Raw genomic sequence first — 24,501 nt, 5'->3', positions numbered from 1 at the left:
CATATTGATTTATATTGGAATTGCGCCGAAGGGCGGCCACTCGCAACTGTCACCATTTCGCGGTACGTTAGGGGCCTGATCTGCGTCAGCGTTTCACCTGCGGAACGCTGGAACTTTTTGAACTGTCAGCAGTCCAAATACAGGACTGATAAGATGACCCCTATGAGCCAGAACATGTCTACTGCCCTTGTGGCAAACAATCTTCCGATTCCCAGTGCGCTCGGTTCGCTGGACGCCTACATCGGCGCCGTGCACCAGATCCCGGTGTTGACGGTCGATGACGAGCAGGACCTGGCCCGCCGCTTCCGCGACGAGCAGGACCTGGACGCCGCGCGCGAGCTGGTCCATTCCCACCTGCGCTTCGTGGTGCACGTGGCCCGTGGCTATAACGGCTACGGCCTGCAGCTGGGCGACCTGATCCAGGAAGGCAACATCGGCCTGATGAAGGCCGTGAAGCGCTTCGACCCGGACATGGGCGTCCGCCTGGTGTCCTTCGCGGTGCACTGGATCCGTGCCGAAATGCACGAGTTCATCCTGAAGAACTGGCGCATCGTCAAGGTCGCCACGACGAAGGCGCAGCGCAAGCTGTTCTTCAACCTGCGCAAGTCCAAGACCCGCCTGGGCTGGTTGAACGCGGCGGAAGTCACCGCTGTCGCCAAGGACCTCAACGTGTCCGAACGCGAAGTGCTGGAAATGGAATCGCGCCTCTCGGGTCGCGACATCGGTTTCGATGCGCCCAGCGATGACGATAACGAGCATGCGCCGCCGTCGCCGGCTGCGTTCCTGGTCGCCAACGATGAAGATCCGTCGATGGCCTACGAGCGTGCCGACAGCGAAGACAACCAGCTGCAGCTGCTGCGCGAAGGCCTGGCCGAGCTCGACGCCCGCTCACGCGACATCATCCGTCGTCGCTGGCTGGACGCCGACAGCAAGGTCACCCTGCAGGAGCTGGCCGATGAATACGGTGTGTCCGCCGAACGCATCCGCCAGGTCGAAGCGAACGCGCTGAAGAAGATGAAGGCGCTGTTCACCGCGTAACGCGGCATCCAACGCATCAAACAAAAGCCCGGCATCGCCGGGCTTTTTTGTTGCGCCAAGGACGTGCCCACCAACAGTGGGCACCTACCGAGGGTAGAGCCGACTGTTAGTCGGCTGCTCTTACGCCCTCTCGCGCGCGATAGCCCGCCAGCCAATGTCATTGCGGTGGAATTCGTTTTTCCACGTCACCTTCGCCACGCCCGCATACGCATTGGCCTGCGCATCGCCCACGCTGTCGCCCAGCGCGGCCACGCACAACACGCGGCCGCCAGCGCTGAGCACCTGGCCCTGCGCGTCCAGCGTGGTGCCGGCGTGGAACACCTTGGCCGTAGACGGCACCTGGTCCAGCCCGTGGATCACATCACCGGTGATCGGCGTTTCCGGATACGGCGCCGCCGCCATCACCACGCCCAGCGACGGACGCGGGTCCCACCGCGCTTCCACTTCATGCAGGCGTGCATCGATCGCCGCCTCCACCAGTTCCACCAGGTCCGACTGCAGGCGAAGCATTACCGGCTGGGTTTCCGGGTCGCCGAAGCGCACGTTGAATTCAATCACCTTCGGCGCGCCACTGGCATCGATCATCAGCCCGGCATAGAGGAAGCCGGTGAACGGGATGCCGTCGGCGATCATGCCCTGCACGGTGGGGTTCACCACCTCGCGCATCACCCGTGCGTGCACCTCCTCGGTAACCACCGGTGCAGGCGAATACGCGCCCATGCCGCCGGTGTTTGGACCCGTATCGCCATCGCCCACGCGCTTGTGGTCCTGCGAGGTGGCCATCGGCAGTGCCGTGGTGCCATCGACCATCGAGATGAAGCTGGCTTCTTCGCCATCGAGGAATTCCTCGATCACCACGCGCGCGCCGGCATCGCCGAACGCATTGCCCGACAGCATGTCGCGCACCGCGTCTTCGGCCTCCTGCAGGGTCATCGCCACGATCACGCCCTTGCCCGCGGCCAGGCCATCGGCCTTGACCACGATCGGTGCGCCCTTGTCGCGGACGTAGGCCAGCGCAGCATCCACCTCGGTATGCACGGCATAGAACGCGGTGGGAATGTTGTGACGGGCCAGGAAGTCCTTGGCGTAGGCCTTGCTGCCTTCCAGCTGCGCCGCCGCAGCGGTGGGGCCGAAGATGCGATGGCCCGCAGCGCGGAAGCGGTCGACCACGCCGGCCACCAGCGGCACTTCGGGGCCAACCACGGTCAGCTCGACACCTTCCGCCTGCACAAGTGCCAGCAGCCCGTCCAGGTCAGTGACCTTGACCGGCACGTTGCGGCAGCCAGCTTCGGTGGCGGTGCCCGCATTGCCCGGCGCAACCAGCACCTCGGTGACACGGGACGACTGGGCCAGCTTCCAGGCCAGGGCATGTTCACGGCCGCCGGAGCCGATGACGAGGATTTTCATTGAGGCATTCCTGGGGTAACAGTAAGTAAGTAGGGTGGAAGGCGGTCAGTCCGGTTTCACGGCGGAGACAAGACGCTTGGCTTCGGTGTGCAACTGCTGCAGGTCGACCTCGGTCTCGCGTTCTGATGTGATCCTGTCCGCTCTGCGCCGCTGCGCATCGAATGCTGCGTAGCGCTCCGCGATGATCAACTCCATCTGCTGACTTGAGATGCGGCCCGGACCGTTGAGCACAGCGCGTTCGTTGAAGTCGAGGAAACGGTCGGTCTGCGTGATCCAGTCGTCCATCCGCGTTTCGATGCGACGCTCGGCACGGTCTTCTGCGAAGTCGAGGAACATGGTGACCAGCCGGTTCAGCTGATCGAGTTCCCTCTGCGTCAGGTAGTTCTTTGACACGACCGCGTCGGACTTGCGGAGCTTGTCGCCGGACCAGTTTGTCAGGCCCATGTGAGGCACGTCGGGATCGGCGCGCTCGACAATCAGCTGCGCAGCGGTGCGGCCGGTAATGGCGAAGACCAGCTTGTTCTGGATGGTGGCGAAGAACGTCTTGGCTGTTGCTGCCGTGCCGTCGTAATCGCTGCTGCTGGCTTTGAACAGATCACGCAACGTCTGGTAGAACCGCTTCTCCGAACTTCGGATGTCGCGGATGCGGAGCAGCAGTTCCTTGAAGTAGTCCGCACGCTCGGCGTCCTTGAGTCGTTCGTCGTTGAGCAGGAAGCCCTTGGCCAGATACTGAGCCAACGACGAGCCGGCCCAGCGGCGGAACTGTGCTCCGCGAGGCGAGCGGACCCGGAAACCGACGGCTATGATGAATTCCAGTCGGTAATTCGTTGTTTTATAACGTTTTCCGTCGGCGGCAGTTGTCAAGTAATGCTTGACAACTGATTCCTCTGACAGCTCCTGCTCTGCGAAGATGTTGCGGGCATGCAGACTGATGTTCTGCTTGGTGGTATCAAACAGCTGGGCCATTTCTGCCTGCGTCAGCCAGACCGTACCTTCCGCGGCGCGCAGATGAACCTCCGTCCGACCGTCATCGGTGCGGTACAGAATCAGCTCGCCATGGTTGTCGGTCATGCGATCACCCTCCAGCTCCGGTCAGAACCTGTCAGCAGGCGCCGACGCCTTGTCGGCCCCCACCTTACGCCGAACAATCAATGGCGGAAGTGACGCACGCCGGTAAACACCATCGCCAGGCCGTGTTCGTCAGCCGCGGCAATCACTTCGGCGTCGCGCATCGAACCACCCGGCTGGATCACCGCCTTGATGCCGGCCGCCGCAGCGGCGTCGATGCCGTCGCGGAACGGGAAGAACGCGTCGGACGCCATCACCGAACCTTCGACCACCAGGTTCGCGTCGGCGGCCTTGATGCCGGCGATGCGCGCCGAATACACGCGGCTCATCTGGCCAGCGCCGACGCCGATGGTGCGGTTGTCCTTGGCGTAGACGATCGCGTTGGACTTGACGAACTTGGCCACGCTCCAGGCGAACAGCAGGTCGGTGAACTGCTTCTCGGTCGGAGCCAGCTTGCTGACCACGGTCAGTTCGTCACGGCGCATGCCACGGTTGTCTGCGCTCTGCACCAGCAGGCCCGAGCCAATGCGCTTGGTGTCGTAATTGTTGCGGCCTTCGCCGTGCGGAATGCGCAGCACGCGCACGTTCGCCTTTTTCTGCGCGTACTCCAGCGCAGCCGGTTCGTAATCCGGGGCGATCAGCACTTCCACGAACTGGCGGTCCAGGATGACCTTGGCGGTGGCGGCGTCGAGCGGCTTGTTGAAGGCGATGATGCCGCCGAAGGCGCTGGTCGGGTCAGTGGCGTACGCCAATTCGTAGGCATCGCCGTTGCCGGCGCCCACGGCCACGCCACACGGGTTGGCATGCTTGACGATCACACAGGCCGGCGCGTCGAACTGGCGCACGCATTCCCATGCGGCATCGGCATCGGCCAGGTTGTTGTAGCTCAGTTCCTTGCCCTGCAGCTGCTGGAACGTGGCCAGCGTGCCGGCCACCGGCGACAGGTCGCGGTAGAACGCGCCGGCCTGGTGCGGGTTCTCGCCGTAGCGCAGGTCCATGACCTTCACGAAGCTGGAATTCATCTGCGCCGGGAACTCGGTCCGCATCGGCACGGCCGCATCGGTGGCGGTTACCGCCGACAGGTAGTTGCTGATCGCCGCGTCGTACTGCGCCACGCGGTTGAACGCGGCCACCGACAGCGCGAAGCGCTTGGCGGCCGACAGCCTGCCATCATTGGCATCCAGCTCGGCGAGCAATTCGGCGTACTGCGACGGATCGGTGGCCACTGCAACACGGGCGAAGTTCTTAGCCGCCGATCGCAACATGGCCGGGCCGCCGATGTCGATGTTTTCCACCGCATCGGCCAGCGTGCAGTCCGCGTTGGCGGTGACGCGCTCGAACGGGTACAGGTTCAGCACCAGCAGGTCGATCGCCGCGATGCCATGTTCGGCCATCACCGCCTCATCCTGGCCGGCACGGCCAAGCAGGCCGCCGTGCACCAGCGGGTGCAGGGTCTTGACCCGGCCATCCATCATTTCCGGGAAGCCGGTGACGTCGGCCACGTCCTTCACCGGCAGGCCGGCGTCGCGGATAGCCTTGGCGGTACCGCCAGTGGAAAGCAGCTCGACGTTGCGCGCGGCGAGGGCGCGGGCCAGGTCGATCAGACCGGTCTTGTCGGAAACGGAAAGCAGGGCCCGGCGCACGGGCAGCAGATCGGAACTCATGGGGGCAGGAGATCGAAGCGGAGCGGGCCCATATTGTAGGCCGTCCCGCACCCCCACCGGGGCCTCAGGTGGCGATGCCGTACTCTTTCAGCTTCTTGCGCAGGGTGGCACGGTGGATGCCCAGCATCGACGCCGCGCGGCTCTGGTTGCCTTCGCAGTGGTTGAGCACTTCCACGAACAGCGGGATCTCCATTTCACGCAGGACGATCTCGTACACGTCATCCGCATCGCAGCCGTCCAGGTCGCGCAGGTAACGCCGGACCGACTGGGCCACGTGTTCGCGCAGCGGCGGCTTCGGCGCGCCACGACTATTGTCAGGACGAGAAAGGACAGCGTTCAAGAAGTATCCCGGTGCGAAGCCAGGGCGGACCACAACCCTGGCGGAGAATTTGGAGGGGGCCAGTCTAGCGCGTGCGTGGCCGTGCCGCCACGCTCGTTGGCAGGACGCCGGGTTACAGGAACTCGAAGGTGAATGCGACGGTGGACGCCGCCGGTTCGCGCACCCGGAACGCGATCTGCGCGCTCTGGCCCGGCTCCAGTACGGAAGCGGCATCGGCCGTAGGGTCCAGGTAGTCGTGCGGCGCGAACACGCGGGCACCGATCACGCGGCCATCGGCGTCGGACAGCGACAGCCGCAGCGACGGCCAGGCTTGTGCCCAGCGGGCATCGTTGCGGAAACTGGCCTGCACCTGCAGCGCGCCGGGCTGCCCGGGCACCGGCCGCACGTCGCGGCTGATCATGCTGAAGGCGGCCGGTTCCTGCCAGGCCGGCAGGCTGCAGCGCAGCACGCTGCACAGCCCGGCAATCCACGGCCGGCTTCCAGCATCGGCGGCCAGTCGCGCGCGGTCGGCGACGGCGATCTGCAGCGACAGCAGCACGACCAGGCCACCGACCAGCGCCCACTGCCAACGCGGCGTGGGCGCCGCACGTTCGGGGGGGCGCATGAAACTGGGTGCGGGCGTGGCAGCAGCGTTGGGCGCGATGGGCTCGGCCACTGCGACCGGAGCGGGGTCGATGTCCGCTTCGGTCTGCTCGATGTCCTCCACATACGCCTCGGCAACAACGGGATTGTCCTCGTTGTTGTCCGCCTCGCTGTCCGGGGCGACCGCGTCGACCGCCTCGGGCGTGGGTTCAGCGGACGCACGCAGGAACGTGGCCAGGGGACGTCGCGGTGGCGGAGTCGGTTCGCTCATCGGGTCATTCAAGCACGGCGCACGCCGGTGATGCGCATCCAGTCGTCGTCGCGCGCCACTTCAAGCTGCTCGAACCAGGGCGCATACCGCACCAGCAGTTCGTCTTCCTGCCCATGCAGGATGCCCGACAGCGCAATGCGGCCGCCTGGTGCCACGCGTGCGGCCAGCACATCGGCCAGCGCATCCAGCGCCGAGGCCAGGATATTGGCCACCACTACCGGGTAGGTGGCCTGCGGTTCGTCGGCCGGCAGGTAGACCTGCATGCGGTCCTGCAGCGCGTTGCGCTCGGCGTTGTCGCCCGTGGCGAGTACCGCCTGCGGGTCGTTGTCCACGCCCACGGCCCTGGCCGCGCCGAGCTTGAGCGCAGCCAGCGCCAGGATGCCCGAGCCGCAACCGAAATCCAGTACCGTCTGCCCGGCCAACGCGCCTTCGGCGGCCAGCCCGTCCAGCCAGCGCAGGCACAGCGCGGTGGTGGGGTGGGTGCCCGAACCGAACGCCAGGCCCGGGTCCAGCCTTACCACGGCAGCATCAGCGGCTTGCGCAGCCTCGGGCAGTTCATGGTTCCACGGCACGATCCAGGTGCTGTCGCCGAAGGCCATCGGCTGGAACTGGTCCAGCCAAGCGCGTTCCCAATCCTCGTCCTGCACTGCGCGGAAGCTGACATCGGTCCATTCCAGGCCCGGGTCGAACGCCTCCAGCGCGGCCAGCAGCGCCAGGGCATTGGAATCGGCGGGGAACAGGGCGCTGAGCACCAGGTCATTCCACAACGGGGTTTCGCCCACGCCCGGTTCCAGGATGGCGCGCTCGTTGCTGGTGTCGGCATCGGCGTCGAGCAGGGTCACCGCCAGCGCGCCCACGTCGTCCAGCGCATTCTCATAGCGCGGCTGGGTGGCTTCGGTGCAATGGAGGGTGAGTTCCAGGAACGGCATGGGCGATAAGGACCTGCGGAAAACGGTGAATGCTAGACGATTGCGGACGGTCGCGGCGACGACCGTCTCAGAAGGCGGTGAGAAGCGACGCGACGGCCTGTTCAGACAACAGGGTACGCCATTGCTAAACTCCGCATCCTGCTGTCTGTCTCCTTTGAACCGGTTCGCTGAATGGCCCTCGCGCCCACGCTCAAAACCTGGCTGCTGGTGGTACCGGCCCTGGCGTTGCTGGGGGTGGTGGGCTACCGCGCGGGCGGCCGTGCGCTGCAGGCCGACCATGCGTCGGCTGCCGTGAGTGAGCTGCAGGTCGGCACGGGGTCGGCTGCGCCGCTGCAGGCCCAGCAGTTGGCGCGCCAGTTGCTGGCCAGCGAGCGCAGCACGGCGGTGCCGTCGGGATTGCCGCTGGACATCCGCGCCGATATCGAGGGCGACACCGACCTGTTCGCCTACGCCCAGCGCCTGCGCCTGCAGGCGGCCAACGGCAATGCCGAGGCAGGCTGGATGGTCAGCCGCGTGTATGACTACTGCGCGATCTATGCGATGGACCCGGGCGGTTACCAGCTCGACAACAACGTGCTTACCGGGCTGGGCATGAACGCATCTTCGCCGATGGTGCAGGCACGCGAGCGTGTAGCGCGCCGTTGCGCGGGATTCGTCTCCAGCGACGGCCTTGGCCGCTCGTTGATTGTCACCCAGCGCGTGCTGGCTGCGCGCGCAGGCAACCTGGCGGCCGAGGCGGCGCTGTTTGCCGATGGCCAGCCATTGAAAGACACCCCCGAGTACCGCCGTGGCCTGGTGGAGCGGGTGATGGATTCGCGTGATCCAGAAGCGTACATGGCCATTTCCACCGCCATGGGCCAGCGCGCCAGTGGCGACGGCGCCCTGCAGGGCCTGGTGGCCGGCGACCAGTTCAGTGAACTGGCCTGGCGCCTGGCGGCGTGCGAGCTGGGCATGGCCTGCGGGCCGGACAGTGTATTGATGAACAATTTCTGCGCGAACGGAGGGATCTGTTCGCAGGACGGTGGGCAGGACTTCGCCACTTTTGTGTATGACGCTGCGGTTTCGCGGCAAGGTGCGGGGAAAATGAAAACGTTGGTTGAGCAGTTGATCAAGCGGAGTGACCGGTCATGAATTACCGTCGATTCCTGCATGGTGCCAAGTTCTGGTTCTGGGTGGCATTGTTCGTGGCCTACTCGGCCGGTGCCGTGGGCCTGGTCATGATCGACACCTACGATGACCGCTACCGGAAGTTGTCGAAGGTGACCCTGACCTCGGTGAAGGCACACGAAGACGTGCGCCGCGCCGGTGCCAGCCAGGTGGCTGCGGTGTACCGCGCGCAGAGCGGCATGCCCTTCGCTTCGTTGCCGGCGGGCAGCACGTTCCAGGTGGTCTGGCCGGACGGCTCGACCGAAACCATGGTGATCGTCGACCCGACGTCGTCGCTGGGCGTGGCGCCGGTCAAGGACACCCAGATCACGGCCGCCGACGCCAGCCGCTGATGCAGGGCCTTGGCACCCCGCTGCCGGGCCTGGGTCGCATCAGCGATTGTCCACGCCTATCAGAGATGCGATCCCGGTAGGGATATTCGCTTGGACAGAAAGGCGCAGCTTCGATCTCATCGGGCTCGCCTTCTGAACGAGCCCTCCATGCCCACCACCGCAGTCGATCACCGGCATGCCGCCGGTCGCTTCCACGCCCGCAGTCCTGTCACCGGTCCGCAGCCGCAGCCGGTGGACCCCACCGTCATCCGTCGCGTTGAAACACCCATGCAGGCCCTGGCGGCGGTGCTGACGGTGACCAATGCCGCGAGGCTGCCACTGAGCACCGCGCGGCCGCTGCCAGTGCACGCAGCTCCCAGCGCACGCCCGGCCAACTGCATCCCGGTGCCTGTCTCGCCGAGCCTGCCGGGCGTGCTGCATGGCGTCGCGGGCTTGTTGCGCAGCCCGGTGACCGAGCTGTTCAGCGACACCCGCACCGCGTGGCTACGGCACGAAGGAGTACGGTGTGCGCCGCCGTTGGGCACGGGCATGCGCGCGCTGCTGCAGGTGGGGGATGCGCTCTCCACCCTGGCCGAAGCTGCCATGCTGGGCGGGCGCAGCGTGCTGGGCATGCAGGAGGCGGCGGTCGTACTCGATATGGGCGCCGATGTGCTCGACCATCAACCACTCGATCGGACCGAGCTGACCGACGCGGTGATGGTGCTGGGCGGCATGCATGGACTCGAACCCGGCGCACCCGCAGGACCGGAAGCCGAGGAGCCGGTGCCAGCCGCCGCCGCGTCGCGTGGCTCTGGCGAAAGTGACACCCCGCCGGTTGCGCCTCGGCGGCCGGGCATGACGATCCGCCAGACCACCGCCGACCTGCACCACGGCCGCGTCCAGGTGCGGTTTGAGGGTGCCGAACGGGATCTCAGCATCAGTGAGGGGCGGCTGCAGGTGCTGACCGATCATGGCACCGTCGATGTGATCTTCGATACCGGCGACTGGCAATGGAAACGCGCACCGGCCACACGGCCGGCAACGTCCAGCGTGCACCGCGCGGACAGTTCCATTGCGGTGTTCGACCACCTGGCCGGGCGGGTGCATCAGCAGGCGCCAATCGAGCATGCCCGGCTGCGCCTGGACCTGCTTGGACCCGATGGCATCCTGTACTACAACGATCCGGCCGCGCAGCTTGCAGGCAACGCCGTGTGCGTGGATGGGCGCTATTACGCCGCCACGCTGACCGATGCACTGGGCCTGCGCATCGGCGCGCTGGAACTGGTAAAGCGCGACGGCGTCTACCAGCTGCGCGAGGAAGCCCCCAAGCCTGTCCGCACGCTGCGCTGTCGCCGGGCACCGGGCGACGCCTGCGCCGCGCTGCCACCCGAGTTCTCGCCGGAACTGTCCCGCCAGCTGGAGACCCATCACGGGCAGGCACTGGGCGAGCACCAGGCGCGCCGACGGGGCATCGTGCCCGATGTGGGTCGGCCAGGCTGGTACATGAGCCGCCAAGGCAACCGGCTGCGCCACTACCTGCGTTTCAACGACCGCTACTTCCGCGTGCGCCTGCGCCAGGTGGACGAGCACACCCAGCGGATTTCGGTGTATCTGCCACGCGGCGCCGGTGCCGGCCGCCTGCATCGCCGAAACCACCCGGCGCACCGCATTGTCGATATCCGCCAGGCGATTCCGGCGCAGGAGCATCGCTTCATGACCCAGGCCGAGTTCAACGTGGAATATCGCGGCATGCCCAGCCTGGAAGCGGCGCAGGTGTATGAAAGCGCCGTGGCGCAGAACGCGCGGCTGCGGTTGAGCCAGCTGCAGCGCGCCGCCATCCGCAGCTACCTCACCTGGCGCCGCCGCTCCATGGACGATTTCCTGCAATACGGCAGCCTGCAGCCTGTGTTCCGCGATTCGGAGCAGGCGGTGGCGCGCATCAACCGCGCCCTGGCGCGCATTCCGCCGCACGCCGGCCGGGTGTACACGGCGCTGGCGCTGGATGCCGCGCAGTTCGCCGGCCTGCAGGAAGGGCAGACGCTGTACAGCCGCACATTCCTGGTGGCCAGCGGTGACCGGGGGCGTGCGGTGCATGCCGCCGCTGCAGCCAACAACAACAGCGTGCGGGGCGCCACCACCCTGGTGACCCTTGCCATGCGCCAGCATGCCCATCCCACCGGCCTGCTCTCGCTGCAGGACGAAGCGCAGGTCATGATCGGCAACAACGTGCTGTTCAAGGTCATCGCCAAGGCACCCGGCGAGCTGCACCTGGAAGAGCTGGGTGCCGCACGGCAGGCCATGGGTACCCTCGGCGCGCAGCCGCTGCTGGCCATCCCGCTGCGCGATTGAGCACCGCGCGCTGCCCGGGTAGCGCCGACCGTTGGTCGGCCCACGTAGAGCAGGATCACCCGGCAACAGTGAGTCACCCATGACGCAGGAAAGCAGAAAGGCGGGCAATGCCCGCCTTTCTGTTCAATCCACCACCGAACGGATCAGGTCAACGCAATCGACTTGTTCTTGCGCTCAGCCAGCCGCTTCTCCAGGTAATGGATGTTCTGCCCACCGGCCTGGAAGCCCTTGTCCCGCATGATGCGCTGCTGCAGCGCCACGTTGGTCTTGATCCCGTCCACCACCATTTCGCTCAACGCCACGCGCATGCGCGCAATGGCCGTTTCCCGATCCGGCCCGTGCACGATCAGCTTGCCGATCATCGAGTCGTAGTTCGACGGCACGCGGTAGCCGGCATAGATGTGCGTATCCACGCGCACACCCGGACCGCCAGGCGGATGGAACGCGGTGATCAGGCCCGGGCTCGGCACGAAGGTTTCGGCATCTTCAGCGTTGATGCGGCATTCGATCGCATGGCCGGTGAGCACCACATCGCTCTGCTTGATGCTGAGCTTGTGGCCGGCGGCGATCTTCAGCTGCTCCACCACCAGGTCGATGCCGGTCACCATTTCGGTTACCGGGTGCTCCACCTGGATGCGGGTGTTCATTTCGATGAAGTAGAAGCGGCCGTCTTCGTAGAGGAACTCGAAGGTGCCCGCGCCGCGGTAACCGATGCGCACGCAGGCTTCGGTGCAGACCTTGCCGATCTCTTCGCGCTGTTCGGCGCTGATGCCCGGTGCCGGCGCTTCTTCCACCACCTTCTGGTGGCGGCGCTGCATGGAGCAGTCGCGCTCACCGAGGTGGATGGCGTTACCCTGGCCATCGGCCAGCACCTGGATTTCCACGTGGCGCGGATTCTCCAGGAACTTCTCCATGTAGACCTCACCATTGCCGAACGCGGCCTTGGCCTCGCTCTTGGTGGTTTCAATGGAGGTCTTCAGCGAGGCCTCGGCATGCACCACGCGCATGCCGCGCCCGCCGCCACCACCAGCAGCCTTGATGATGACCGGGTAGCCGATCTCACGGGCGATCTTGGTATTGGCCACGATGTCTTCCCCCAGCGGGCCGCCTGAACCCGGCACGCACGGCACGCCGGCGGCCTTCATCGCGCGGATCGCTTCGACCTTGTCACCCATCATGCGGATGGTGTCGGCCTTGGGGCCGATGAAGATGAAGCCGGATTCTTCCACGCGCTCGGCGAAGTCGGCGTTTTCCGACAGGAAACCGTAACCCGGGTGGATGGCCTGGGCATCGGTGACTTCCGCCGCCGCGATCAGCGCCGGAATGTTGAGGTAGCTCTGCGGCGACGGCGCCGGACCAATGCAGACCGACTCGTCGGCCATGGCCACGTGCTTGAGGTTGCGGTCGACCGTGGAATGCACGGCCACCGTGCGGATGCCCAGGGTATGGCACGCGCGCAGGATGCGCAGCGCGATCTCCCCTCGGTTGGCAATAACGACTTTGTCGAGCATGGACGGATCCTTAGCCGATCACGAACAGCGGCTGGTCAAATTCGACCGGAAGGCCGTTTTCAGCCAGGATGGCCACGATGGTGCCGGAAGCATCGGCTTCGATCGGGTTGAACATCTTCATCGCTTCGATGATCGCCAGCGTTTCGCCGGCCTTGACCTGCTGGCCGATGGTGACGAAGGCCGGCTTGTCCGGTGCGGACGAGGTGTAGAACGTGCCGACCATCGGCGAGCGCAGCACGTGGCCTTCCGGCAGCGCCGCAGCCGGCTTGGCGGTACCACCGGTGGAGGCTTCGGTCGGCGACTGCATCGGCATCGCCTGGGCGGCCGGCTGGGCCGGGGCCGGGGCCATCATCATCTGCGGCTGGGCCTGCACCATGCCGTAGCCCGACACCGGGGCGCGCGACAGGCGGACGGATTCTTCGCCTTCCTTGATTTCGATTTCGGCAAGGTTCGACTCTTCCAACAGGTCGATCAGCTTCTTGATTTTGCGGAGATCCATAGGGGCCTCAGGTGTTTGATGTCAGTGGAGTGGGAAGCGCGTTGCGCTCGGGTCAATGGGGTGTCAGGCGGACGCCAGCCGCACCAGCGCCGCGTCCATCGCGTAGCGATAGCTGTCGGCGCCAAAGCCGCAGATCACGCCGACCGCCTTGTCGCTGAAGTAGCTGTGCTGGCGGAACGGTTCGCGGGCGTGCGGGTTGGACAGGTGGATTTCGATGAACGGCACATCCACCGCCGCCAGCGCATCGCGCAGCGCGACCGAGGTGTGGGTGAACGCGGCCGGATTGATCAGGATGAAGGTGGTACCGTCGGTACGGGCAGCCTGCACCCGGTCCACCAGCACGTGCTCGGCGTTGGACTGCAGGCTTTCCACCGCGTGCCCGGCGCCCTGCGCCTGGGCCAGCAGGGCCTGGTCGATCTGCGCCAGCGTGGTGTGCCCATACACGCCCGGCTCGCGCGTACCGAGCAGGTTGAGGTTGGGGCCATGCAGGACCAGCAGTTTCGCCATGGGTGCCACGCAACGAGAAAGGGCGGAGTCTGGCGGAACTGGTGGATCGTGTCCAGTTCGGCGAAGTTACGGGTGTTTCAAGCAATCGTTTGAATTTCTGGCGGATCGCTTGGGGCGCGGGCGATGTCGCACCTCGACCGCCGCAGATGCCGCCTCAGCATTCCGTTCATGGCACTGGTGTTCCGGGAGAGCGATATTACCTTTAGTAGGTAACGTCACTCCGGGAGCATTCCCCATGCACAGCCTGATCGTAGTTGCCCACCCCGAACCCGGCTCACTCACCCACGCGGTGGCGAGCCGGATCGGCGACGCCATCCTTGCCGCCAGCACCGGCAACACGGTGGAGATCGCCGACCTTGCTGCGGAGGGCTTCGACCCCCGCTTCAACCAGGCCGACAACGCCTTGTTCCGCCAAACCGCAGCGCCGCCGGAGGATGTGGCCGCCGAACATGCCCGGATGGATCGGGCGGACGCGCTGGTGCTGGTCTATCCACTGTACTGGTGGTCATTCCCGGCACTGCTCAAAGGCTGGATCGACCGCGTGTTCACCCAGGGCTGGGCCTATGCCGAGAGCCCTGAGGGCAAGGTGGTCAAGAAGCTGCAGCGCCTGCAGGTGCACCTGGTGGGACTGGGGGGCGCGGACGCGGCCATGATCGAGCGGCGTGGCTACGGCACCGCGATGAAGACGCAGATCGACATGGGCATCTTTGATTACTGCGGCGCACGCGTGCAGTCGTCCACGCTGCTGCTGGAATCGGACAGTGGTTCCGCAGAAGCGCACCTGCGCACCGCGGCGGACATCGGCCGTACCATTGGCGCGTCTGCTGCTGCCTGACCGACCCTTCCGATGCCCGCACGCCCCGAACCGCCCCGTCGCCGCATGCCGCGCGAACAACGCGCGCGCCAGTTGCTGGATGTGGCGTGGGCGCTGGTGGGCGAAGAGGGAACCGATGCGCTGTCGCTCGGGCGCCTGGCCGAAGCTGCCGGTGTCACCAAGCCGGTGGCCTACGACCACTTCATCACCCGCAACGGCCTGCTGGCTGCGCTCTACCAGGACTACGACCAGCGCCAGACGGCGGTGTTTGAAGCGCGCATCGGCAAGGCCAGGGCGCAGTTGAAGGATCGCGCCCATGCCATTGCCGGTGGCTACATCGACTGCGTGCTGTCGCAGGGCAGCGAGATCCAGGGAATCCTCGCTGCCCTCGCGGGGTCACCCGAGTTGATGGAGGTAAAGCGGCGGTACCAGCAGGAGTTCATCGCCAAGTGCGCGGAATGGGTGGGTGGCTTCGCCACCGGCAGCGAAGTACCAGACGCGGGCTACTGGGCGATCCTGGGCGCGGCGGAGTCGCTCTCCGAAGCGGTCGCCGCCGGGGTGGTTGAGCACGCGGTGGCGGAGGCAGAGCTGGTGCGGCTGATCGTGTCGACCATCAAGCGCAGCTGATAGATCCCTCCGCGGCGACCAGTGCGCCAGCGGGCCAAGGGAATTGCAGTCCCTCAGCCCTGACGCCCCCGCCCTCTCCTGAAGAAAGCATGCCACCGTTGCGGCGCAACGGCCTGCTGACGTGCATACAGACGCCCACCCGGCACTGACAGCGCAACGTCGGTGCCTCGTGCTGTCCTGGACCTGATGCGCAGGGTGCCGCCCAGGCGCGCTGAGCGCTCGTGCATTCCCTGCACGCCCCAGCGCCCCTGCTTCACGGTGCCCTCCACCATGCCCCGGCCGTTGTCGCGTACCCGCAGGCAGAAGGTGTGGCCGAAACTCAGCTCAATGTCGATGTCCGTGGCGGCCGAATGCGCCAACGCGTTGCGGATTGCCTCGCGGCCGATCAGGAACACTTCTTCGGCGGCGGCGTCGTTCAGGCGCGGCGCTTCGCCCGAGACCACCACCCGCAACCGCGTGCCCGCCGGGTTCGTCTCTTCGTTGTAGACATGGGTGAGCGCCGCAGCGAGATCGAGCCCGGCGCCGGTGTCACTGCGCAGCGAAGCGACGCGTTCGCGGCCTTCCCGGAGACTGTCTTCCGCAGCCTGCATGGCCGATTCAAGCCGCGCCTGCGCCTCGTCCGGAAGGGAAGGCATGGCGCTGATCGCGTGCAGCCGCAACAACAGGCCCTGTCCGCCCTGCAGCAGGGTGTCGTGCAGGTCACGGGCAATGCGCTCACGTTCCTCCAGCCGCTCTTCGTAGCGCGCTTTGACCAGGGCGGTGATGTGGCGGCCCCGCACGCGCGCGGCCGCAGCGACCAGCACCACCAGCGCGATCAACAACAGCCCGCGGAACCAGAACGTCTGCGTCAGCAGCGGCTCGATCCGGAAGGCACGCGTGGTTGGGGCGCTCCCCCATACGCCGTCTTCGTTGGCAGCCAGCACCTCGAACGTGTAGCTGCCCGGTCCAAGGTTGGTGTAGTAGGCCGTGGTGGCGCTGCCGGCGTCGCGCCAGCCGGAGTCCACGCCGGAAAGCCGGTACCGGTAGCGGTTGCGTTCCGGGCGGGCAAGCGACTGCGCGACGAAGTCGATCTGCAGCTGGGTGATGCCCGCGGGAACCACGGTGCCGTCGCGCAGGGGCAGGGTTTCATCACCGAAATGCACATCGCCGATGCGCGCGCTGGGGGCCGCGCGCGTGCGGTGGAGGCGGGTGGTATCCAGCCACGCCAGGCCCTGGTTGGTTGCAAGCCACAGCAGTCCATCCTTCGAAAGTTGCGCGGTGGGAATCGGGCCGCTCTGCAGCGCGATACCGGGCATGCCATCGACGTCATCGAACAGCCTCGGCGAGACGGCGTTTCCGGTGCGCGCGCTGGCGATCGCATCGGCAAGATCCAGGCGCACCAAGCCACGCCCGCCGTTCAACCACACCTGCTGGTCCGGGTCGATGACGATGCCGGTAATGCCTTCCAGCACGCCGGGAATGTCGGCCGTTACCGCGCTGAACGCACCTCCGTTGCTGCTGATGCTGAAGCCCTTCTCGCCGGCAACCAGCAGCAGGTGCTCATGCGCAAGCACGGCGGTGACCGGGCCTGCGTCGAGGCCCCGGGTCGAGCCGATGCGGTGCACCCCGGTCGCGTCGCGCAGCACCAGCTCCCCGCTCGCATAGCCGAACAGCAGGCCCTGCGCGCTGCCCGGTGCAATGACGGTGCAGCCGGGCAGGGTGATGCGCGCGTCCTCCGTCCAGGAGCCGCGCAGGTAATGCACGACGCGGTTCTCGCCCACGCAGGCCCAGGCCTCTTCGGCGCCCGGAAAATGCAGTGCCTGCGGTTGCAGGCCGCGTGCAGTGCCGGGGAACTGCACTACCTCCAGCGCCGTTCCCCTGCGCCGGGCGAGGCTGGTCCATTCGAACTGCCACAGCGGGCGGGTGTCCCTCAATGCCGCGCGCTGCAGACCGGCCCGATCCAGGCCAAGGCCGTGGCGGTCGAGGTCATACGGCACCATGTCTTCGCCATACCCGAAGAGCGCGCCGTCCGCATTCCTCGCCAGGATGCGGTAAGGGTCGTTGGGCCCTTCCGTGAGGGTGCGCACGCTCTGCGCGCGGAAGCGGTTGAGGCCGAGGTTGGTACCTACCCATACGTTGGCCTCGCGATCCTCGAAGACCGGCACGGCCGAGGTGGAGGTCAGCCCCTGCGGAACATCGAAGCGCTCCATCCCCACCGCGTGCTTGCCGTCGAACAGCACCCGCAGGATGCCGCCGCCCCCGCGCATGGGCGCCCACATGGCGCCGTCCGAGGTGAAATGCAGGCGGCTGGCCAGCACGTCCGGAAGCAGGCGGGCCTGCCGTTCCGCGGCCGGGAGCAGGCCGTTGGCATCGGCGATGGGCACCGCGCCGCGGCGTCGGTCGGCCAGCCAGATCTCGCCCGACGGGCTTTCGGCCAGCGTCGCCATCAAGGAGACCTCGATGCCGGTGGGGACGAACGCAGCGCCGCCCTTGGGAATGAACCACACCTTCTGGCCGACCAGCGCCCAGAACCGGCCCCGGGAATCGTTGAGCAGCCAGTGCGCGTGGCGCTCGGGCAGGCCCATGGATGCGGGCGGTTTTTCCCAGCGCGTGCCGTTGAACCGGCGCAGGCCTTCGTCAACCGCTGCCCAGAGCACGCCGTTGCTGTCGTATGCAAACCCCGACACCACGCCCGGCGGCACCCCTTCATTTCGCTGGTAAGAGCGCAGGGTGCCGTCGCTGCCCAGATGGGCGATGCCGGCGTGGTAATACCCCAACCACAGGCCACCGCTCCTGTCGCCCCGCAGGGTCACCAGGTTGAGCGAGGGCTGCGCAGCACCGGCGTTCGTCTGCTGGCGTACGTACCGGTGCCCATCGAAGCTGTACAGCCCGGAGCCTGTCGCCAGCCACAGCGTGCCGTTGGGGTCCTGCTGGATGTCCCAGATATCGCCCGGTGCGCCCTGGCCGGCCCGCCACGCGGTGTGGTGGTAGCCGGCAAACCCGGTACCAGGCGACGGATGCTGTTGCGCAAGACCCGGCGGAGACAGGGTGAAAAGAACAACCAGCAGCAGCGCACGCATGGCGTGGCCGGGGAACGAAGACAACAGGGGCATGCGGTGAACTACGGGGCCGGGGCAGGGGCCCGCTGCGGTTAAGACCGCAGCGGGACGCGCCGGAGCTTATCAGGGAAAAAGCGCCCGCCCAGCCCCAACGCCACGCGGACCAGCAGCACCAGCACGGGTACTTCGACCAGTGGCCCGATGACGGCGGCAAAGGCCACCGGAGAGGCAAGCCCGAAAGCGGCGATGGCAACGGCGATGGCCAGTTCAAAGTTGTTGCCGGCGGCAGTGAAGGCTATGGCCGTGGTACGCGGATAATCCCTGGCGATGAGCCGCCCCATGAAGAAGCTGAGGCCGAACTGGATGATGAAATAGAGCGTGAGCGGAATGGCGATGCGCACCGCATCGAACGGAAGGCGCAGCACGTCGGCGCCCTTCAGGCTGAACATCGCCACGATGGTGAGCAGCAGTGCGACCAGCGTGATCGGGCTGATCGCCGGCAGGAAGCGCTCTTCGTACCAGCGTTCACCCCTGGCGGCTCGCAGCCAGCGACGGGTGAGGTAGCCGGCGAGGAATGGAACGCCCAGGTAGATCAGCACCGCTTCGGCGATGGTCCACATGCTGACGTTGACCACGCTGCCCTGCAGGCCGAACATCGGCGGCAGCCAGGAAAGGAAGAACCAGGCGTACACGCTGAACAACAGGATCTGGAAGATCGAGTTGAAGGCCATCAGCCCGGCCACGTACTGGTTGTCGCCGCGTGCAAGCTGGTTCCACACCAGCACCATGGCAATGCAGCGCGCCAACCCGATCAGGATAAGCCCGGTCATGTACTCGGGGGAATCGCGCAGGAACAGCACCGCCAGGCCGAACATCAGGCACGGTCCCACGATCCAGTTCTGCAGCAGCGAGAGCGCCAGCACCCGTTTGTCGGCAAACACCTCTGGCAGCGCCTCGTACTTCACCTTGGCCAGCGGCGGGTACATCATCAGGATCAGGCCGATGGCGATCGGAACGTTCGTCGTGCCGATCGACAGGCGGTTCAGTGCGGTGGGAACGTCGTCGAACAGTGCACCCAGGCCCACGCCCAACGCCATCGCGATGAATATCCACAGCGTCAGATATCGATCCAGGAAGGACAGGCGGGAGGTCTCCGTGCGCATGAAAGGGACTCAGCAGCAGCCAGGCCGCTCAGACGGCGTGTCGTCAGCGCAGCAATTCTCGGTGAGGTAGCCCACCAAGGCGTTCATCGCAGTGAAGTTCGCCCGATAGCAGATGGACCGGCCCAGGTGTTCGGCGCTAATCAGCTTGGCGGCTGACAGTGCCTTCAAGTGGAAAGACAGCGTGGCGCCAGGCAGGTTGAGTGCCTGGGCGATATCGCCCGCCAGTTTGCCGCCCGTACCGGCCTGTACCAGGAGACGGTAGATGGACAGGCGGGTGGCATGGCTCAGGGCACCAAGGGCCCGGGTTGCGTGCTTATGTTCCATAATTCTAGAATAGTCGAAATTATGTCGCGGGACAAACCATGACCGACCTCCCCAACCTGGTTCCGGGTGCGCTGGGTACTCCCATGGCCGCCCGGTTGGACGCAGGGACCGTGCTGGCGCATCGTCCGCGCATCCTGATCCTCTATGGCTCGCTGCGGCCCCAGTCGTTCAGTCGCAAGTTGGCCTTGGAGGCGCAGCGCCTGCTCGAACACCTCGGGGCTGAGACGCGGCTGTTCGATCCGCACGCGCTGCCCATGCTCGACTCGGTGCCCGCCACGCATCCCAAAGTGCAGGAACTGCGGCAGGCGTCGCTCTGGTCCGAAGGCCACGTGTGGGTCAGCCCGGAACGGCACGGCACGCTGACGGCGGTGTTCAAGAACCAGATCGACTGGTTGCCGCTGGAGGAAGGCAGCGTGCGGCCCACCCAGGGACGCACGCTGGCGGTGATGCAGGTGAACGGTGGCTCGCAATCCTTCAATGTGGTCAACGCGCTGCGCGTACTGGGTCGCTGGATGCGGATGGTGACGATTCCAAATCAGTCGTCGGTCCCCAAGGCCTGGCAGGAGTTCGATGAGCAGGGGCGGATGAAGCCGTCGGCGTACTACGACCGCGTTGTGGATGTGATGGAAGAACTGGTCAAATTCACCCTGCTGGTTCGCGGCCGCAGTGACTACCTGGTAGAGCGCTACAGTGAGCGAAAGGGGGCAGTGGAAGCTGCGAGCCTGGCTGCTGCTGCCGGCGTCGTCGAAACCGTTCTTGATGAGGAGGGCACATGAAGGCCGTCATCTACCACAACCCGAAATGCGGCACCTCGCGCAACACGCTGGCGTTGATCCGGCATGCGGGGATCGAACCTGAAGTGATCGAGTACCTGGTTGATCCGCCAAGCCGTGCACGCCTGGTCGAACTGATCAATGCCGCCGGCGTTAACGTACGCGGCGCCATCCGCAAGAAAGAGAAGCGCTACCTGGAATTGGGGCTGGACGACGTTGCGCTCAGCGATGACGCATTGCTGGATGCGCTGATGGACAACCCGATCCTGATCGAACGGCCGTGGGTGCAGACCGATCTGGGAACGCGCCTGTGTCGGCCTTCCGAGGTCGTCCTGGAAATTCTTCCGACCGTCACCGTGCCTTTCGCCAAGGAAGACGGTGAGGTGGTGATCGATCAGGACGGCAAGCGGGTTTCCTGATCACCGCCGTAGTGCAGCCAGGGTCCGCCCTGTTGGAGCCGAGAACATGTTGTCCTTCAAGCAGATGGCATTGAACGCAGAGGTCATTGCGTTGCTTCAACGCGTCGGGTTGCCCACCGAAGACCTCGACCCGGTGTCCACCACGTTCTGCGGGATGTGGGAAGACGAAATGCTGTGCGGGGTCATCGCGATCGAGCCGTACCACGGTGTCGGACTGCTGAGGTCGCTCGCGGTCAGTCCCGCGTTTCGAGGCCGGGGCCGGGGTGAGGTGCTGGTGGGCAAGGCGGAGGAGCTTGCCCGCCGCGTGGGCGTGGAGGAGCTTTATCTGCTTACGGTCTCTTCCAGCACCCTGTTCGAGCGCTGCGGCTTTGCCCACGTTTCACGGGACGCTGTCCCCGTTTCGATTCGGGAAACCAAGCAGTTTTCCGGCCTGTGCCCGGCCACCTGCGCGGTCATGCGCAAGCGGATCTGATACGCATCGCCCGCCGCACGGCGGGCGATGGTCGCAGGCCGCGCTTACTTCGCCGCCAGCCGCTTCAGCAGCACGGCGGCGGTTTCAGCGGACGACGCGGGGTTCTGGCCGGTGATCAGCAGGCCATCGCTGACCACGTAAGAGCCCCAGTCCGGCCCCTTCGAGTAGTCGCCGCCCAGCGCCTTGAGCGTGTCTTCGACCAGGAAGGGCACTACGTCGGTCAGGCCGACGCCGGCTTCCTCGCTGTTGGTGAAACCGGTGACCTTCCGGCCCTGCACCAGCGGCTTGCCGTTGGCGGCCTTGACGTGGCGAAGCACGCCCGGGGCGTGGCAGACCAGCGCGACCGGCTTTTCGGCGGCGATGAACGATTCGATCAGCGCGATGGACTGGCTGTCTTCGGCCAGGTCCCAAAGCGGCCCGTGGCCACCGGGATAGAACACGGTGTCGAAGTCGGCCTGCGAAACGCTGTCCAGGCGAACGGTGTTGGCCAGTTGTGCGGTCGCCGCCGCATCGGCCTCGAAGCGACGGGTGAGGTCGGTCTGGAAGTCGGGCTCGTTGCTCTTTGGATCCAGCGGCGGCTGCCCGCCGTTGGGCGAGGCCAGGGTGATGGTGGCGCCCGCGTCCTGGAACGCGTAGTAGGGCGCGGCAAGTTCTTCGAGCCAGAAGCCGGTCTTGCGACCGGTGTTGCCAAGCGCGTCGTGGGAGGTGAGGACGATCAATACCTTCATGGGGAACGGTTCCTGGTAGATGGAGGAGTACAGTAGACCGGTCGTCTAGAGTGCCGGCGTGAAAAAACGCCCACAGGGCGTGAAGTACCTGCGGCCTGGGGTCAGGCCGAAGGGTGGAGAATCTGTTGCGTGGTCCGCCACGCGGTGTCGAAGGGCTGGGTATCGCGCACGATCTTCACCATCAGGCTCGCCCCCAACCACAGCGCGTAGAGGCTCTGCGCCACTGCGTCGGGTTTGCCGGTGAAGGCAAGCGAGCCCTCGGCGGCGCCTGCTTCCAGTACATGCGCCAGCCGCTCGATGATGCCGGCGGTGCCCCGCTGCAGCGTTGTGCGCATGCTGTGGGACAGGTCTGCCACTTCGGCGCCGAGTTTCACCGCCAGGCACTTGCCCTGGCAGTCCTCGAACGACTGGTTGTCCTTCCAGGCGGCGAAATACGCCTCCAACTGCTGCGCGCGGTTCTTCCCGGGCTGGGCAAAGGTACGGTCCATGTCGGCCAGATAGGCCGCGAAGTAGTCGTCAAGCAGGGCGTCGCCGAAGGCTTCCTTGGACGCGAAGTAGTGGTAGAACGAGCCTTTCGGTACGCCCGCGGCACTCAACACTTCATTCAAGCCCACCGCCGAGAACCCCTTGCCGCCCATGATGCGCTGGCCGGTGGACAGGATCCTGTCGCGGACGTCGGTGCTTTCAGTGACTGCGGTCGGGCTCATGGACCGCACTGTACTCTGGATTAGACCGGTCGTCTAGTGTCGCGGCATGGTCGGCCGGCGGCCAAGCTAGCTGGCCTTCCGGCTGCAGCCCAACGCACGCTCCACGTGGGCCAGCAGGTCGTCTATCTCGAACGGCTTGGCGATGAAGGGCACCGCCTTGTGTGCAGCGGGCACCGCCTGCAGGTACACGGCGGACGCAAACAGATACGGTGTGCCCAGGCGCGCAAGGCGATCAGCAACCGGAAACACGGCGCCGTCGCGCAGCTCAACGTCCAGGATCGCCGCGTCGAACGGCTGGTCGGCAATGGCGAACAGGGCATCGGTCACCGAGTAGGCCGGAACGACCGTGTAGCCCGCGCCACTGAGTACTTCAATGAAGAGTCTCGACAGCTCGATTTCATCCTCGACTACCAGGATGACCTTGTTTGTACGTGATGACGCCAGGGTGCTCATGAAGTGCGCAGGAACGGTAGATACGCCTAAGGTCTACCTTCAGGTGTCAACGCGGCGGAAAGTCCTCTAGTCGCGGTCTTCATCGCAGCGGTCGACCCCGCTGCGGGCAATGCGGGCCGAACCGCAGTAGAAGTACGGTTTTTGGCGCGCGGGGCCATTGCTACGCTCCAGCTTTCCGCGTTGGAGATCCCGCCGTGAATCACGACGTTACGCGCAAGTCCCACTTCGCCCTCCCGTTGGTCGCCCTCGCCTTCGCGGTGGCCTTATCCGCCTGCCGACGGGAGCCGGACGCGCCCGCCGCAGATGCAGCCAGTGCGCCACCGGCGCCTGCGTCATCAATGGCGCCACCCGCACCGCCGTCCGCAGAACCTACCCGCGCGCCAGAACCCGGAAGCGTGCCGGTGACCGCCGACAACTTCGTGCGCGCCGAATCCGATCGCTATCTCGGCGCGCTGGTGAAGGAGCAGGGACTGGGCAAGCTGTTCCATCATCGCGAACCGGCATCGATCGACAGCCAGACCGTGGTCCGTTTGAATCGCGACACGCTGTACTCCAGCGCGGTGTTCGACCTCGATGCCGGCCCGGTCACGATCACGCTCCCCGATGCGAGTGATCGCTTCATGTCCATGCAGGTCATCGACGAGGACCAGTACACCACCCAGGTCAACTACACGCCCGGCGACTACACGCTCAGCCGTGGCAAGGACGGCACCCGCTACGTGGTGGTCGCCCTTCGAACGCTGGTGGATCCATCCAGCCCGGAGGACGTCGCAAAGGTGCACGCGCTGCAGGATGCGATCAAGGTCCAGCAGGCTGCACCGGGCAGCTTCGAGGTACCGAAGTGGGACACGGTGAGCCAGGACAAGGTGCGCGCCGCGCTGCTGACGCTGGCATCCACGCTGCCGGACACCCGGCACATGTTCGGCACCCGCGACACGGTCGACCCGGTGCGCCGCGTGATCGGTGCCGCCTCGGCCTGGGGCGGCAACCCTGACAAGGACGCGATGTACCTCAACGTGGTGCCGGCCCGGAATGATGGGAGCACCGTGTACCGGCTGCACGTGGCCGATGTGCCCGTGGACGGGTTCTGGTCGGTGAGCCTGTACAACGCCGACGGGTACTACGAAAAAAACCCGCAGAACGCCTACACGCTCAACAACCTCACCGCGAAGAAGAGCGCCGACGGCTCGATCGACATCCAGTTCGGTGGCTGCGATGGCCAGGTGCCCAACTGCCTGCCCACCATGGCCGGCTGGAACTACATGGTGCGGCTGTACCGGCCCCGTGCGGAGATCCTGGAAGGGCGCTGGACCTTCCCTGACGCCGTGCCGGTGCAATGA

Annotated in this window: 25 protein-coding genes; 10 read left to right on the top strand and 15 right to left on the bottom strand. The window is 66.0% G+C overall.

Translation table 11 applies throughout. From position 1 onward, the window contains the following. Nucleotides 1-162 precede the first annotated feature (162 nt). Complete coding sequence (gene rpoH / locus AC06E7_RS04885; protein ID WP_068854233.1) at nucleotides 163-1,038, top strand: RNA polymerase sigma factor RpoH; 876 nt, start codon at nucleotides 163-165, stop codon at nucleotides 1,036-1,038. A 120-nt stretch (nucleotides 1,039-1,158) separates the two neighbouring features. On the opposite strand, the gene purD is transcribed toward rpoH, so the two are convergent. The 6 genes from purD to prmA all read right to left on the bottom strand — a co-directional run bounded on the left by purD (nucleotide 1,159) and on the right by prmA (nucleotide 7,299). Continuing rightward, nucleotides 1,159-2,445: a phosphoribosylamine--glycine ligase gene (purD, locus tag AC06E7_RS04880; protein ID WP_478063285.1), complete on the bottom strand. Its 1,287-nt coding sequence runs from the start codon at nucleotides 2,443-2,445 to the stop codon at nucleotides 1,159-1,161. Between the two features lie 45 nt (nucleotides 2,446-2,490). Further along, on the bottom strand, nucleotides 2,491-3,516 hold the full coding sequence (gene rhuM, locus AC06E7_RS04875) for a RhuM family protein (RefSeq protein ID WP_478063284.1): 1,026 nt from the start codon (nucleotides 3,514-3,516) through the stop codon (nucleotides 2,491-2,493). A 77-nt stretch (nucleotides 3,517-3,593) separates the two neighbouring features. After that, nucleotides 3,594-5,177 (bottom strand): bifunctional phosphoribosylaminoimidazolecarboxamide formyltransferase/IMP cyclohydrolase, encoded by a 1,584-nt coding sequence (purH, locus tag AC06E7_RS04870; RefSeq protein WP_249833215.1) that lies wholly within the window; start codon nucleotides 5,175-5,177, stop codon nucleotides 3,594-3,596. A gap of 64 nt (nucleotides 5,178-5,241) precedes the next feature. Next, nucleotides 5,242-5,517 (bottom strand): DNA-binding transcriptional regulator Fis, encoded by a 276-nt coding sequence (gene fis, locus AC06E7_RS04865; RefSeq protein WP_068854228.1) that lies wholly within the window; start codon nucleotides 5,515-5,517, stop codon nucleotides 5,242-5,244. Between the two features lie 112 nt (nucleotides 5,518-5,629). Further along, nucleotides 5,630-6,370, bottom strand: coding sequence for a DUF3426 domain-containing protein (locus AC06E7_RS04860; protein WP_478063281.1), 741 nt, complete (start codon nucleotides 6,368-6,370; stop codon nucleotides 5,630-5,632). 8 nt (nucleotides 6,371-6,378) lie between these two features. After that, nucleotides 6,379-7,299: a 50S ribosomal protein L11 methyltransferase gene (gene prmA / locus AC06E7_RS04855; protein ID WP_478063279.1), complete on the bottom strand. Its 921-nt coding sequence runs from the start codon at nucleotides 7,297-7,299 to the stop codon at nucleotides 6,379-6,381. 171 nt (nucleotides 7,300-7,470) lie between these two features. Here prmA and AC06E7_RS04850 point away from each other — a divergent pair, with 171 nt between their 5' ends. The 3 genes from AC06E7_RS04850 to AC06E7_RS04840 all read left to right on the top strand — a co-directional run bounded on the left by AC06E7_RS04850 (nucleotide 7,471) and on the right by AC06E7_RS04840 (nucleotide 11,126). Continuing rightward, the gene (locus AC06E7_RS04850) at nucleotides 7,471-8,430 is read left to right on the top strand and encodes a hypothetical protein (RefSeq protein ID WP_068854225.1); all 960 of its coding nucleotides are present in this window, start codon (nucleotides 7,471-7,473) and stop codon (nucleotides 8,428-8,430) included. Continuing rightward, nucleotides 8,427-8,798: a hypothetical protein gene (locus AC06E7_RS04845; RefSeq protein ID WP_068854224.1), complete on the top strand. Its 372-nt coding sequence runs from the start codon at nucleotides 8,427-8,429 to the stop codon at nucleotides 8,796-8,798. Before AC06E7_RS04850 ends, AC06E7_RS04845 begins: the two co-directional genes overlap by 4 nt. Nucleotides 8,799-8,945: 147 nt before the next feature. Beyond that, nucleotides 8,946-11,126 (top strand): cupredoxin domain-containing protein, encoded by a 2,181-nt coding sequence (locus tag AC06E7_RS04840; protein WP_478063277.1) that lies wholly within the window; start codon nucleotides 8,946-8,948, stop codon nucleotides 11,124-11,126. Between the two features lie 143 nt (nucleotides 11,127-11,269). Here the strand turns inward: AC06E7_RS04840 and accC are convergent, their stop codons facing one another. The 3 genes from accC to aroQ all read right to left on the bottom strand — a co-directional run bounded on the left by accC (nucleotide 11,270) and on the right by aroQ (nucleotide 13,643). Next, nucleotides 11,270-12,637 (bottom strand): acetyl-CoA carboxylase biotin carboxylase subunit, encoded by a 1,368-nt coding sequence (gene accC, locus AC06E7_RS04835; RefSeq protein WP_068854222.1) that lies wholly within the window; start codon nucleotides 12,635-12,637, stop codon nucleotides 11,270-11,272. A 10-nt stretch (nucleotides 12,638-12,647) separates the two neighbouring features. Beyond that, nucleotides 12,648-13,136 (bottom strand): acetyl-CoA carboxylase biotin carboxyl carrier protein, encoded by a 489-nt coding sequence (gene accB, locus AC06E7_RS04830; protein WP_184125873.1) that lies wholly within the window; start codon nucleotides 13,134-13,136, stop codon nucleotides 12,648-12,650. A gap of 63 nt (nucleotides 13,137-13,199) precedes the next feature. Further along, nucleotides 13,200-13,643 (bottom strand): type II 3-dehydroquinate dehydratase, encoded by a 444-nt coding sequence (aroQ, locus tag AC06E7_RS04825; RefSeq protein WP_320457854.1) that lies wholly within the window; start codon nucleotides 13,641-13,643, stop codon nucleotides 13,200-13,202. Nucleotides 13,644-13,878: 235 nt separating this feature from the next. Between aroQ and AC06E7_RS04820 the strand changes: the two genes are divergently transcribed. Together AC06E7_RS04820 and AC06E7_RS04815 are read left to right on the top strand one after the other, a co-directional pair. Further along, complete coding sequence (locus AC06E7_RS04820) at nucleotides 13,879-14,478, top strand: NAD(P)H-dependent oxidoreductase (RefSeq protein ID WP_184125872.1); 600 nt, start codon at nucleotides 13,879-13,881, stop codon at nucleotides 14,476-14,478. Between the two features lie 12 nt (nucleotides 14,479-14,490). Continuing rightward, on the top strand, nucleotides 14,491-15,084 hold the full coding sequence (locus AC06E7_RS04815) for a TetR/AcrR family transcriptional regulator (RefSeq protein WP_184125871.1): 594 nt from the start codon (nucleotides 14,491-14,493) through the stop codon (nucleotides 15,082-15,084). A gap of 53 nt (nucleotides 15,085-15,137) precedes the next feature. On the opposite strand, the gene AC06E7_RS04810 is transcribed toward AC06E7_RS04815, so the two are convergent. The 3 genes from AC06E7_RS04810 to AC06E7_RS04800 are packed head-to-tail and all read right to left on the bottom strand — an operon-like array spanning nucleotide 15,138 to nucleotide 19,609. Then, complete coding sequence (locus AC06E7_RS04810) at nucleotides 15,138-18,176, bottom strand: sensor histidine kinase (protein WP_478063274.1); 3,039 nt, start codon at nucleotides 18,174-18,176, stop codon at nucleotides 15,138-15,140. Between the two features lie 38 nt (nucleotides 18,177-18,214). Beyond that, a complete protein-coding gene (gene arsB / locus AC06E7_RS04805) occupies nucleotides 18,215-19,285 on the bottom strand; it encodes an ACR3 family arsenite efflux transporter (protein WP_478063272.1) in 1,071 nt (356 codons plus the stop codon). Nucleotides 19,286-19,294: 9 nt separating this feature from the next. Beyond that, entirely contained in the window at nucleotides 19,295-19,609 is a 315-nt protein-coding gene (locus AC06E7_RS04800) for an ArsR/SmtB family transcription factor (RefSeq protein ID WP_354276488.1), read from the bottom strand. Between the two features lie 38 nt (nucleotides 19,610-19,647). Here AC06E7_RS04800 and arsH point away from each other — a divergent pair, with 38 nt between their 5' ends. The 3 genes from arsH to arsN2 are packed head-to-tail and all read left to right on the top strand — an operon-like array spanning nucleotide 19,648 to nucleotide 21,273. Then, nucleotides 19,648-20,385, top strand: coding sequence for an arsenical resistance protein ArsH (gene arsH, locus AC06E7_RS04795; RefSeq protein WP_478063270.1), 738 nt, complete (start codon nucleotides 19,648-19,650; stop codon nucleotides 20,383-20,385). Continuing rightward, on the top strand, nucleotides 20,382-20,801 hold the full coding sequence (gene arsC / locus AC06E7_RS04790) for an arsenate reductase (glutaredoxin) (RefSeq protein WP_184125867.1): 420 nt from the start codon (nucleotides 20,382-20,384) through the stop codon (nucleotides 20,799-20,801). Before arsH ends, arsC begins: the two co-directional genes overlap by 4 nt. Nucleotides 20,802-20,847: 46 nt before the next feature. Next, nucleotides 20,848-21,273 carry an arsenic resistance N-acetyltransferase ArsN2 gene (arsN2, locus tag AC06E7_RS04785; RefSeq protein WP_478063268.1) on the top strand — a complete coding sequence of 142 codons (426 nt, stop codon included), beginning with the start codon at nucleotides 20,848-20,850 and terminating at the stop codon, nucleotides 21,271-21,273. Between the two features lie 44 nt (nucleotides 21,274-21,317). Here the strand turns inward: arsN2 and AC06E7_RS04780 are convergent, their stop codons facing one another. The 3 genes from AC06E7_RS04780 to AC06E7_RS04770 form a co-directional block, all read right to left on the bottom strand. After that, entirely contained in the window at nucleotides 21,318-22,001 is a 684-nt protein-coding gene (locus tag AC06E7_RS04780) for a type 1 glutamine amidotransferase domain-containing protein (RefSeq protein WP_478063267.1), read from the bottom strand. A 101-nt stretch (nucleotides 22,002-22,102) separates the two neighbouring features. Then, nucleotides 22,103-22,708, bottom strand: a complete 606-nt coding sequence (locus tag AC06E7_RS04775) for a TetR/AcrR family transcriptional regulator (protein WP_478063266.1) — start codon at nucleotides 22,706-22,708, stop codon at nucleotides 22,103-22,105. Between the two features lie 66 nt (nucleotides 22,709-22,774). Further along, nucleotides 22,775-23,161 carry a response regulator gene (locus tag AC06E7_RS04770; protein WP_068854208.1) on the bottom strand — a complete coding sequence of 129 codons (387 nt, stop codon included), beginning with the start codon at nucleotides 23,159-23,161 and terminating at the stop codon, nucleotides 22,775-22,777. Nucleotides 23,162-23,562: 401 nt separating this feature from the next. Between AC06E7_RS04770 and AC06E7_RS04765 the strand changes: the two genes are divergently transcribed. Beyond that, the gene (locus tag AC06E7_RS04765; RefSeq protein WP_478063263.1) at nucleotides 23,563-24,501 is read left to right on the top strand and encodes a DUF1254 domain-containing protein; all 939 of its coding nucleotides are present in this window, start codon (nucleotides 23,563-23,565) and stop codon (nucleotides 24,499-24,501) included.

The organism is Stenotrophomonas sp. Steno-Z4, assembly GCF_056393145.1.
This window is presented reverse-complemented; position numbering and strand designations above follow the sequence as displayed.

Excerpts from the sequence above, each read along its gene's own strand:
- rpoH (WP_068854233.1), top strand. The coding sequence starts at position 163 with ATGAGCCAGAACATGTCTACTGCCCTTGTGGCAAACAATCTTCCGATT.
- purD (WP_478063285.1), bottom strand. The coding sequence starts at position 2,445 with ATGAAAATCCTCGTCATCGGCTCCGGCGGCCGTGAACATGCCCTGGCC.
- rhuM (WP_478063284.1), bottom strand. The coding sequence starts at position 3,516 with ATGACCGACAACCATGGCGAGCTGATTCTGTACCGCACCGATGACGGT.
- purH (WP_249833215.1), bottom strand. The coding sequence starts at position 5,177 with ATGAGTTCCGATCTGCTGCCCGTGCGCCGGGCCCTGCTTTCCGTTTCC.
- AC06E7_RS04860 (WP_478063281.1), bottom strand. The coding sequence starts at position 6,370 with ATGAGCGAACCGACTCCGCCACCGCGACGTCCCCTGGCCACGTTCCTG.
- prmA (WP_478063279.1), bottom strand. The coding sequence starts at position 7,299 with ATGCCGTTCCTGGAACTCACCCTCCATTGCACCGAAGCCACCCAGCCG.
- AC06E7_RS04850 (WP_068854225.1), top strand. The coding sequence starts at position 7,471 with ATGGCCCTCGCGCCCACGCTCAAAACCTGGCTGCTGGTGGTACCGGCC.
- AC06E7_RS04845 (WP_068854224.1), top strand. The coding sequence starts at position 8,427 with ATGAATTACCGTCGATTCCTGCATGGTGCCAAGTTCTGGTTCTGGGTG.
- AC06E7_RS04840 (WP_478063277.1), top strand. The coding sequence starts at position 8,946 with ATGCCCACCACCGCAGTCGATCACCGGCATGCCGCCGGTCGCTTCCAC.
- accC (WP_068854222.1), bottom strand. The coding sequence starts at position 12,637 with ATGCTCGACAAAGTCGTTATTGCCAACCGAGGGGAGATCGCGCTGCGC.
- accB (WP_184125873.1), bottom strand. The coding sequence starts at position 13,136 with ATGGATCTCCGCAAAATCAAGAAGCTGATCGACCTGTTGGAAGAGTCG.
- aroQ (WP_320457854.1), bottom strand. The coding sequence starts at position 13,643 with ATGGCGAAACTGCTGGTCCTGCATGGCCCCAACCTCAACCTGCTCGGT.
- AC06E7_RS04820 (WP_184125872.1), top strand. The coding sequence starts at position 13,879 with ATGCACAGCCTGATCGTAGTTGCCCACCCCGAACCCGGCTCACTCACC.
- AC06E7_RS04815 (WP_184125871.1), top strand. The coding sequence starts at position 14,491 with ATGCCCGCACGCCCCGAACCGCCCCGTCGCCGCATGCCGCGCGAACAA.
- AC06E7_RS04810 (WP_478063274.1), bottom strand. The coding sequence starts at position 18,176 with ATGCCCCTGTTGTCTTCGTTCCCCGGCCACGCCATGCGTGCGCTGCTG.
- arsB (WP_478063272.1), bottom strand. The coding sequence starts at position 19,285 with ATGCGCACGGAGACCTCCCGCCTGTCCTTCCTGGATCGATATCTGACG.
- AC06E7_RS04800 (WP_354276488.1), bottom strand. The coding sequence starts at position 19,609 with ATGGAACATAAGCACGCAACCCGGGCCCTTGGTGCCCTGAGCCATGCC.
- arsH (WP_478063270.1), top strand. The coding sequence starts at position 19,648 with ATGACCGACCTCCCCAACCTGGTTCCGGGTGCGCTGGGTACTCCCATG.
- arsC (WP_184125867.1), top strand. The coding sequence starts at position 20,382 with ATGAAGGCCGTCATCTACCACAACCCGAAATGCGGCACCTCGCGCAAC.
- arsN2 (WP_478063268.1), top strand. The coding sequence starts at position 20,848 with ATGTTGTCCTTCAAGCAGATGGCATTGAACGCAGAGGTCATTGCGTTG.
- AC06E7_RS04780 (WP_478063267.1), bottom strand. The coding sequence starts at position 22,001 with ATGAAGGTATTGATCGTCCTCACCTCCCACGACGCGCTTGGCAACACC.
- AC06E7_RS04775 (WP_478063266.1), bottom strand. The coding sequence starts at position 22,708 with ATGAGCCCGACCGCAGTCACTGAAAGCACCGACGTCCGCGACAGGATC.
- AC06E7_RS04770 (WP_068854208.1), bottom strand. The coding sequence starts at position 23,161 with ATGAGCACCCTGGCGTCATCACGTACAAACAAGGTCATCCTGGTAGTC.